This is a genomic window from Klebsiella sp. K-3 (assembly GCF_051207495.1).
GTDB lineage: Bacteria > Pseudomonadota > Gammaproteobacteria > Enterobacterales > Enterobacteriaceae > Klebsiella > Klebsiella aerogenes.
On record NZ_JBPNXF010000009.1, the window covers coordinates 180,230 to 190,319 of the forward strand.

At 53.2% G+C, this 10,090-nt stretch carries 8 protein-coding genes; 4 read left to right on the top strand and 4 right to left on the bottom strand.

The window, feature by feature from the left end:
* Positions 1 to 47: 47 nt before the first annotated feature.
* The gene (gene dpaL / locus ACSEMK_RS16725; protein WP_228302372.1) at positions 48 to 1,262 is read right to left on the bottom strand and encodes a diaminopropionate ammonia-lyase; all 1,215 of its coding nucleotides are present in this window, start codon (positions 1,260 to 1,262) and stop codon (positions 48 to 50) included.
* Between the two features lie 369 nt (positions 1,263 to 1,631).
* Here dpaL and ACSEMK_RS16730 point away from each other — a divergent pair, with 369 nt between their 5' ends.
* The 4 genes from ACSEMK_RS16730 to ACSEMK_RS16745 all read left to right on the top strand — a co-directional run bounded on the left by ACSEMK_RS16730 (position 1,632) and on the right by ACSEMK_RS16745 (position 6,717).
* Entirely contained in the window at positions 1,632 to 2,093 is a 462-nt protein-coding gene (locus ACSEMK_RS16730) for an Lrp/AsnC family transcriptional regulator (RefSeq protein WP_045395698.1), read from the top strand.
* A 174-nt stretch (positions 2,094 to 2,267) separates the two neighbouring features.
* Complete coding sequence (gene asnS / locus ACSEMK_RS16735) at positions 2,268 to 3,668, top strand: asparagine--tRNA ligase (RefSeq protein ID WP_047045619.1); 1,401 nt, start codon at positions 2,268 to 2,270, stop codon at positions 3,666 to 3,668.
* A gap of 592 nt (positions 3,669 to 4,260) precedes the next feature.
* Positions 4,261 to 5,340, top strand: a complete 1,080-nt coding sequence (ompK35, locus tag ACSEMK_RS16740; RefSeq protein ID WP_063447558.1) for a porin OmpK35 — start codon at positions 4,261 to 4,263, stop codon at positions 5,338 to 5,340.
* A gap of 186 nt (positions 5,341 to 5,526) precedes the next feature.
* On the top strand, positions 5,527 to 6,717 hold the full coding sequence (locus ACSEMK_RS16745) for an amino acid aminotransferase (RefSeq protein ID WP_430914977.1): 1,191 nt from the start codon (positions 5,527 to 5,529) through the stop codon (positions 6,715 to 6,717).
* A 67-nt stretch (positions 6,718 to 6,784) separates the two neighbouring features.
* On the opposite strand, the gene ACSEMK_RS16750 is transcribed toward ACSEMK_RS16745, so the two are convergent.
* The 3 genes from ACSEMK_RS16750 to ldtD all read right to left on the bottom strand — a co-directional run bounded on the left by ACSEMK_RS16750 (position 6,785) and on the right by ldtD (position 10,046).
* Complete coding sequence (locus ACSEMK_RS16750) at positions 6,785 to 7,432, bottom strand: MBL fold metallo-hydrolase (RefSeq protein ID WP_015367455.1); 648 nt, start codon at positions 7,430 to 7,432, stop codon at positions 6,785 to 6,787.
* A gap of 13 nt (positions 7,433 to 7,445) precedes the next feature.
* A complete protein-coding gene (locus tag ACSEMK_RS16755) occupies positions 7,446 to 7,997 on the bottom strand; it encodes a YcbK family protein (RefSeq protein ID WP_015367456.1) in 552 nt (183 codons plus the stop codon).
* A 252-nt stretch (positions 7,998 to 8,249) separates the two neighbouring features.
* Positions 8,250 to 10,046 (bottom strand): L,D-transpeptidase, encoded by a 1,797-nt coding sequence (ldtD, locus tag ACSEMK_RS16760; RefSeq protein ID WP_271032272.1) that lies wholly within the window; start codon positions 10,044 to 10,046, stop codon positions 8,250 to 8,252.
* Positions 10,047 to 10,090: the final 44 nt, after the last annotated feature.

Consider the following 10,090-nt stretch of genomic DNA (forward strand, 5'->3'; position numbering starts at 1 on the left):
GGCTCGTAGGGTAGGTAAGATGGCCCTCTTGTTATTGCCGATGGCGATTAGCCATTACGGCCAAACCAGACGATGTCTTCATAGACATCCGGTGACGTGTCTCCTTCAGTGCTGATTAACAGGACCTGCGCATCGGCATTCAGGCGCAGCGCTTCGGCAAGTTCTCGGTATTCCGGCTGGGTCATCAGCGCATAAAGCACTCCCGCGCCGATGGCGCCGGATTCGCCGGAGATAAAGGGTTCATCGGTACCTGGCCGCGGCGCGGCCAGCAGGCGCATGCCGTTAGCGGCAAGACAATCATCGGCAGAGATAAAACAACGGGCATGGTCACGCAGCATCGGCCAGCTGGTGATATTGGGTTCGCCGCAAGCAAGGCCGGCCATTAACGTCGCCATGTCGCCGCCGACGCTGTGCGGTTGCCCGTCATTGATGGTTGCCGAACGGTACAGGCAGTTCGCTTTATGCGGTTCAAGGATCACTATCGTCGGCGCATCCTGCTGCATCTTCTCAACGAAATACCCCATAATGCTGCCGGCAAAAGAGCCGACGCCGGCTTGTAAAAACAGATGCGTAGGCATCCTGGCGCCGCTTTGCGCCAACTGCTGCCAGGTTTCAACGGCGAGCGTCATATAACCTTGCATGATCCAGGTAGGGATCTGTTCATAGCCCTGCCAGGCGGTGTCCTGCAGCAGTACCCACCCCTGCTCTTTGGCGGTTTTATCCGCCAGACGGACGGTATCGTCATAATTGAGTTCGGTTATTGTGCACTCAGCACCATGCTGGCGAATATTCTGCGCGCGTACCGGCGAGGAACCTTTAGGCATATAAACAACCGCCCGTAGCCCAAGCTGCTCCGCCGCCCACGCCACGCCGCGGCCGTGGTTGCCATCGGTGGCGGTGACAAACACAATATCTTTAATACGGGCTTTAATTTCTGGTGAATTAAGATCGCTAAAGCTCAAAGTATTAATATCGCGCCCAAGCTGTTCAGCGAGATATTTTCCCATCGCATAAGAACCGCCTAATCCTTTAAAGGCGTTAAGGCCGAAACGCTGCGCTTCATCCTTTATATGCAACGATCCCAGCCCGAGACGCTGGCTTAAATAATCCAACTTGCGCAGCGGCGTTACCCGATAGGCGGGGAATTTTTGATGGAATGCCAGCACTTCGTCGCCAACGTTTTCATTGAGCAGACTGAGGTCCACCCCCTGTTCATACGGCAGATGCCGGGCGTTGAGTTGATATTTAATCGTGTCCGTCATAAATAAACCTTTTATCCATATCGTCGTACGACGATGAATTAATCAACGACCAGCCCGGCCAAATAAAGGGCGCAGGGATCCGCGCGGCCAATAAAGAGATGGTCGAATAAATCGATGTATACCCGTCATACTCCAAGTTGCATGTGCGTTGGCTTTCTGCAACTCGAATTATTTAGGCTATAGAAATAACGTCAGTGGCTTTCTGTAGCGATTTCACGCTTTACCACTGTCTGAGATGGTACACTGCCGCCGATGGTTAAATGGCGCAAAATTGCCCATAGCTTCGCAATTTTCACTCTGATTCACCTCTATCACGCAACAAAGTTGCATACGTGAGGTCGATCACAGGTATTTAGGGCGACAAAGATAATGAAACTGGATAGTTGGGATAAAAAAATTCTCACCCTGCTACAGCGCAACAATCGCCTGTCGCAGCGGGAAATCGCCGATCGCGTCAGTCTTTCCGCTTCAGCGGTCAACCGGCGAATTGCCGCGCTGGAAGAGGCTGGCATCATTAAAGGCAGCGTGAGCGTGGTTGATGCCAGTAAAGTGGGCCGCCCAACCACCATCATGGTGCAGGTTACGATCGAGAATGAACGCCTTGACCTACTTGAAGAGGATAAACAGCGGTTTGTCAGTTGCCCGCAGGTGCAGCAGGTTTATTACGTCACCGGCGACTTCGATTTTCTACTGGTGATCAACGTCCGCGATATGGCGGAATACGAAGCCTTGACCCGTGAGCTCTTCTTTGCCTCGGGGAATATCAAATCCTTCCGCACCATCGTATCGATGCAAAACGCGAAGCAGGAAATGACGGTCATTATCGAATAATTCGCGTAAAAGAGGTAAACGGAAGGTAAAGAACGGCCCCGCGGCTAATTTATTTCCGAAATCCGCCCTCCCATGTGCGAATTCTGCTTGTCTGATGGAAGATGACAGGTAACATAGATATCCCCCCGTTGAAGGGGAAGAGACTTTTTTATTGGACTATATAGAGAGAATATTATGAGCGTTGTGCCTGTAGCCGACGTACTCCAGGGCCGCGTTGCCGTTGACAGCGAAGTCACCGTGCGCGGATGGGTGCGTACCCGCCGAGATTCTAAAGCTGGCTTTTCTTTCCTCGCCGTCTATGACGGTTCCTGCTTTGATCCTGTACAGGCCGTTATTAATAATTCTCTGCCCAATTACAATCAGGAAGTATTACGCCTGACCACCGGCTGCTCGGTTATCGTCACCGGCAAAGTCGTGGCCTCCCAGGGTCAGGGCCAGAGCTTTGAAATCCAGGCCTCCAGCGTGGAAGTCACCGGCTGGGTTGAAGATCCGGACACTTACCCGATGGCGGCGAAACGCCACAGCATCGAGTATCTGCGTGAAGTGGCGCACCTGCGTCCGCGCACCAACCTGATTGGCGCGGTAGCGCGCGTACGTCACACCCTGGCGCAGGCGCTGCACCGTTTCTTCGACGAACAGGGTTTCTTCTGGGTATCCACCCCGCTTATCACCGCTTCCGATACCGAAGGCGCCGGTGAAATGTTCCGCGTATCAACGCTGGATCTGGAAAACCTGCCGCGTAACGACCAAGGTAAAGTCGATTTCGATAAAGACTTCTTCGGTAAAGAGTCGTTCCTGACCGTTTCCGGTCAGTTGAACGGTGAGACCTATGCCTGCGCACTGTCCAAAATCTATACTTTCGGCCCAACCTTCCGCGCCGAAAACTCCAACACCAGCCGCCACCTGGCGGAGTTCTGGATGCTGGAGCCAGAAGTTGCCTTCGCGAGCCTCAACGATGTTGCCGGTCTGGCGGAAGCCATGCTGAAGTACGTCTTCAAGGCGGTACTGGAAGAGCGTGCGGATGACATGAAGTTCTTTGCCGAGCGTGTAGATAAGGACGCCATCGACCGTCTGCAGCGTTTTGTCTCTGCTGATTTTGCCCAGGTTGATTACACCGACGCCGTCACTATCCTGGAAAACTGCGGCAAGCAGTTTGAAAACCCGGTGTACTGGGGCGTGGATCTCTCCTCCGAGCATGAGCGTTATCTGGCCGAAGAGCACTTCAAAGCGCCGGTGGTCGTGAAAAACTATCCGAAAGACATTAAGGCGTTCTACATGCGCCTTAACGAAGACGGTAAAACCGTCGCCGCAATGGACGTTCTGGCGCCGGGCATCGGCGAAATCATCGGCGGCTCCCAGCGTGAAGAGCGTCTCGACGTGCTGGACGCGCGTATGGCCGAAATGGGTCTGAATAAAGAAGACTACTGGTGGTATCGTGATCTGCGCCGTTACGGCACCGTACCGCATTCCGGCTTCGGTCTGGGCTTCGAGCGTCTTATCGCCTACGTAACCGGCGTACAGAACGTTCGCGACGTGATTCCTTTCCCACGTACGCCACGTAACGCCACATTCTAATCGCGTTTCGTAAAAACACTGACAAGGTCGGCGCAAGCCGACCTTTTTTTATGTCAATTTTCGTGAACGAATTTCAACAAACTTAAACATCAACCTTCACATTTCGTAATTATGTTACTCACTATTTCCTTACCCTTAGTACGTAGATTTCGCACCTTATGTTAAGACACAAGTGAATACGCTGATTGAATTGGCTATTTTTTAATCATTCTGCGCACGTTATGCAAAAATAGCGCCTGAGCGAAAATGGGACGTAATTGAGTCAAAAAATAATCAAATCTGGCTTTATCGAAAATATTCATAACTAATTCATATAGATATATATGAGAAGGTGACAATCTTCGCAAAGTGGAACGGAATTTTGATTGAGTTCACAAAGTTCCTAAAAATACATATTTAGTTACATGTTTTTTCTTTTTGTAACCAATTTACGATATTGGTAGCATTTTCCGGCTAGCGAAACGGCACCACCGATGGAAAGATGCCTTCAGACACCAAACTATCTTCAATAGTTCTGTAAATTTTCATTGACGGAATTTATTGCTGGCGGTGGCAAGTGTCATATAAAAAATATTAATGAGGGTAATAAATAATGATGAAGCGCAATATTCTGGCAGTGGTGATCCCTGCCCTGCTGGTAGCCGGTGCGGCCAACGCTGCGGAAATCTATAACAAAAATGGTAACAAACTGGATTTCTACGGAAAAATGGTTGGCGAACATGTCTGGACCACCAATGGTGACACCAGCAGCGACGACACTACCTATGCCCGTATCGGCCTGAAAGGCGAAACCCAGATCAACGACCAGTTGATCGGTTACGGCCAGTGGGAATACAACATGGATGCGTCCAACGTTGAAGGTTCCCAGACCACCAAAACCCGTCTGGCCTTCGCCGGTCTGAAAGCGGGCGAATATGGTTCATTCGATTACGGCCGTAACTACGGCGCCATCTACGACGTCGAATCCGCAACCGATATGCTGGTTGAGTGGGGCGGCGACGGCTGGAACTACACTGATAACTACATGACCGGCCGTACCAACGGCGTGGCCACCTACCGTAACTCAGACTTCTTCGGTCTGGTGGACGGCCTGAGCTTCGCGCTTCAGTATCAGGGCAAAAACGATCACGACCGCGTTATTCGTAAACAGAATGGCGACGGTTTCAGCACCGCGGCAACCTACGCGTTTGATAACGGTATCGCGCTGTCCGCAGGTTATGCTAACTCCAACCGCAGCGCCGACCAGAAGCGTGACGGTAACGGTAACAAAGCTGAAGCATGGGCAACCTCTGCTAAGTACGATGCTAACAACATCTACGCCGCTGTCATGTACTCCCAGACTTACAACATGACGCCGGAAGAAGATAACTACTTCGCGGGCAAAACTCAGAACTTCGAAGCCGTGGTTCAGTATCAGTTCGATTTCGGTCTGCGTCCGTCCCTCGGCTACGTGCAGACAAAAGGTAAAAACCTGCAGGCTCGCGGCGGCTTCGGCGGCGGCGATGCTGACCTGGTTAAATACATTGAACTGGGTACCTGGTACTACTTCAACAAAAACATGAACGTGTACGCGGCGTACAAGTTCAACCAGCTGGACGACAATTCCTATACTCGTGAAGCTGGCGTTGCCACCGACGACCAGGCTGCGGTTGGTATCGTTTACCAGTTCTAATCTGTAGTACACCCCTTCGTGATATGCCTAAAAAGCAGGACTTCGGTCCTGCTTTTCTGCGTTACTAAGACGAAGATCGTAACTTGCAAAAACCTTCTCGCTTTTTGTCGCAAACGGTTGGCAATTTGTAAATCTACCGTTACCCTGATAGCGGATTTCCCTCAGTAATCACAATGGAACCTCGTCATGTTTGAGAACATTACAGCCGCCCCTGCCGACCCTATTCTGGGCCTGGCCGATCTGTTTCGTGCCGATGACCGCCCAGGCAAAATTAACCTCGGAATTGGTGTTTACAAAGATGAGACAGGTAAAACACCTGTTCTGACCAGCGTAAAAAAAGCCGAGCAATATCTGCTGGAAAATGAAACCACCAAAAACTACCTCGGTATTGATGGTATTCCGGAGTTTGGTCGCTGCACTCAGGAGCTGCTGTTCGGTAAAGCAAGCGCAATTATCAGCGATAAGCGCGCCCGTACCGCCCAAACCCCAGGCGGCACCGGCGGCCTGCGCGTAGCGGCTGATTTCCTTGCCAAAAACACCGACGTTAAACGGGTATGGGTAAGCAACCCAAGCTGGCCGAACCATAAAAGCGTTTTCGGCGCAGCCGGGCTGGAAGTGCGTGAATACGCTTACTACGATGCCGCTAACCACCAGCTTGATTTCGACGGTCTGCTGGCCAGCCTGAACGAAGCGCAGGCGGGCGACGTTGTGCTGTTCCACGGCTGCTGCCACAACCCAACCGGTATCGATCCGACGCTGGAGCAGTGGCAGCAGCTGGCGCAAATGTCCGCCGAAAAAGGCTGGCTGCCGCTATTTGACTTCGCCTACCAGGGCTTCGCCCGCGGTCTGGAAGAAGACGCTGAAGGCCTGCGCGCCTTTGCCGCACTGCATAAAGAGCTACTGGTCGCCAGCTCTTACTCGAAAAACTTCGGCCTGTATAACGAGCGCGTTGGCGCCTGTACGCTGGTTGCCGCCGATCAAGACACCGTCGATCGCGCGTTCAGCCAGATGAAAGCGGTTATCCGCGCCAACTACTCTAACCCGCCGGCGCACGGCGCCTCGGTGGTGGCGACAATTCTCAGCAACGACGCGCTGCGCGCCATCTGGGAACAAGAACTCACCGATATGCGCCAGCGTATTCAGCGCATGCGCTTACTGTTTGTGAATACTCTGCAGGAAAAAGGCGCCAGCCGCGACTTTACCTTCATCACCAAACAGAATGGGATGTTCTCGTTTAGCGGCCTGACCAAAGAGCAGGTACTGCGTCTGCGTGAAGAGTTCGCTATTTATGCGGTCGCGTCCGGGCGTATCAACGTTGCCGGCATGACGCCTGATAATATGGCGCCGCTGTGCGAAGCCATCGTCGCGGTGCTGTAATTCTCAGCCCTGACGCATAAGAAAAAGGCCGCAAACGCGGCCTTTTTTACTTCCTTGAGGTCAGGTATTACCAGACCGGCATTTCATCCTGCAGGAACGGATTATGCAGGCGCTCATATCCCAGCGTCGACAACGGGCCATGACCGGGGATAAACGTCACGTCGTCGCCCAACGGCAGCAGTTTACGTTTAATCGCATCAATCAGTTGTCCATGGTCGCCGCGCGGGAAGTCGCTGCGCCCTACTCCGCCTTTGAAAATCACATCGCCGGAAATCAGCAGACGAGAGGCATCGTCAAAGAAAACCACGTGCCCCGGCGTATGGCCAGGACAGTGCAATACCTGCAAAGCGATATTGCCGACGGTCACCACATCGCCTTCATTCAGCCAGCGGTCCGGTTGCAACGGCTGACACTCATCCAGCCCGAACATGCGGCTTTGCGCCGGCAATCCTTCCAGCCAGAACTCATCTTCTTTTTCCGGTCCAATAATTGGCACACCGTAATGTTGCGCCAGCTCGGCTGCCGCGCCGACGTGATCCAGGTGACCATGCGTCAACAGGATCTGCATCAGGCTGACGCCTGCCGCCGCCACTTCTTCCTTGATGCGCTCGGCATCGCCGCCAGGATCGACCAGAGCGGCAAGCCGGGTTTGTTCACACCAAATTAAAGAACAGTTTTGGGCGAACGCCGTGACCGGAATAATACGATAGTTCATGATGCTCCTTTCGTTACCAGTGCCGTACCGGACCGGTATCAATATGCACAAAGTTGCTACGTGGGTAGTATCCTACACCACCTGAGCGCATAGATAACGCCGCTTTGCGAATATTGCTTAAGGCAACGCCTTCAATGTGGAAATCCATCGCCTGGCCTTTGGTGTGATAGCTGTGTTTCGCTACACCACGGCTTCGTGCGCGAAGTTCATCGTTGGTATCGACGGAGCGATAACCGGAGATGAGCTGGACAGGCTTGTTGGTGCCGAGTAGTCCCTGCAGGCGGTAAAGCTGATCGAACAATCCTGGGTCAATAGACTTAATTTTGTTCGCGCGGAAATCACGGAAAAAGTGGTTAAGTCTTGCTAATTCATCCTGAATATAGCCTCTACCATCGAAAAACTCCGCCTTGAGTGATTCACCGGTGTGCAGGTTATTCAGCGTCAAAATACGCGGTCGGGGGGTCGAGAGGGTGGCAAATGCCGGCGCAGGGAGAATGGCGGCAGCACCGAGGGCAGCGCCACCCAACGCCAGCAATCTGCGGCGATTAGCGTCAAATTTGTCCATGATAATCAGGTCTACAGGTAAATGAATCGTAATATACTTTTCCGCTAAAACATTTTTGGCTGGGTCGTATTGACCGCCGCAATACATTTTTGCGGATTATATGTATATGCACTTCTGGCGCACGAAAGGCACCTTACCGGGCATTATTGCCAACGTCAAGGCAGCCTCACCCCAGGAAATACGGGCCTTGTAGACGACCAGGGCCCGATTTCGTTCAGTGCTAGGACAACATTTTTCGCAGAACTACTTCATTTACCTGATTAATTGTTCCGCTTTTGGCAGAATTTGTGCGCTGGATCGCGCGGTGAGATCGTAATTGTAAATATCTGTTCGATATTGTGTACGTCCATCAGCGCCAACAAAGGCGGTCAAATAATATAAATTAACCGGAATATTTTGCCGAATATTGACGTAGCGCGTATCCCCCTGCTTCAGCGCGTCGGAAATGCGTGAATCATTCCAGCCAGCATCCTGCAAAAGCATATTCGCCAGTTCAGAGGCTTTATTGACGCGAACGCAGCCCGAGCTCAACGCGCGAACATCTTTCTGGAACAGATTGTGGTTCGGCGTATCGTGGAGATAAATAGCATCCGAGCTTGGCATATTGAACTTATAACGTCCCAGCGAGTTGCGCGCGCCCGGCGCCTGCTGGAAACGGAACGGTAGATTCTTCTCGGTGATGGTAGACCAATCGACGCCATACGGATCGATAGCTTCTTTGCTGTTCCAGCCGCGCATCAACGTATAACCATGCTGTTCCAGATAGCCTGGATTGTTGCGCACCTTCGGCAGAATATCTTTGCGCGCCAGCGTCGGCGGCACGTTCCACGGCGGGTTGACTACCACGTTGTTCAACGCGCTGCTCATCATCGGCGTTTTACGATCCGGACGACCGACAATGACTCTCGATGCCAGCACCTGACTGCCGTCCTGGTAATAGACCAGCGAGAACGCCGGAATATTGACCATGATGCCGGTGGACAATTTACTCGGTAACAAACGCAGACGCTGGATATTCAGCGCCAGTACGCCGGCACGCTGCGCCGAAGAAACGTTCAGCCAGTCGCGGGTGGACTGGCCGATGACGCCATCAGCGCCCAGCCCTTGCCAGGCCTGAAAGCGCTTCACGCCTTCTACCAGTTGGCGATCGTAAACGCCGCGCGCGGCAGGTTTTGCTTTCGATTTCGGTTTCGCCGATGGGCTTACCACATCGCCCGGTAGGGCGATTTTCGCCGAATCATCCAGCATGCCGGTACGCTGCAGAATTTCACGCAGGGCGCCAATATCGTTGCTCCACTCGCCCGGACGCAGCGAGGCATTACTGGTCAGCTGCGGCCACGGACGGTTATCCGCCACCAGCGTCAGCAGCGCCTGATGCATTGCTTCATATTGTGAATGTTGTGGCGCCAGTCCGGCAATAAACTGCGGTAGCGAACCGTTATCCAGCGCCAGCTGCCACTGGTTAATCACCGACAGCGGCGGCGTCGCCATTTTGTACGGCGTTGAGCCATACAGCCAACGGTTCCCCTGCATCGGAATACCGCTAATAAAATGCAGATATCCCATCATGGCGTCGGAGAGTACGACATCGCGAGCCATGCCGCTGATGGACGGGTCCGTGAGTAAGCTTACCCATGTGGTGAACTGCGGCTGGAAGCCGGCGATAGCGACCTCTGCCAGCTGCTGCTGGAAGGCCTGTACCGCATCGCGGTTCTCCCACATTGGCTTCATGTCGCGGGCGGCGTATAGCGCCACCAGCGGGTTGATATAAACCGGGTGATAACCCGACGGCAGTAAGGCCTCGATTTCAGCGCGGCTTTTCGCCACGGCATCCGCCGCCAGCGGCTGCTCGCCGGCCATTTGCGCGACCGCAACAGACTGCCCGTCGCTTTGGACTAATGCCGACGAAAGATCGCCCACCGTCGCAGAGCTGTCGGTGGGTATAACTTCAGGCTCTGCGGCCTGGACATTGAACAGTGGAGCAAATGCAAAAGCCAGGCTCAAGCTGAGCACCGACAATTGTCGACCATACCGTTTCTTTAGCAACATCCCTTGCCCCCTGTTAACACATTGCTGCCCGCCTGATGGGGCTT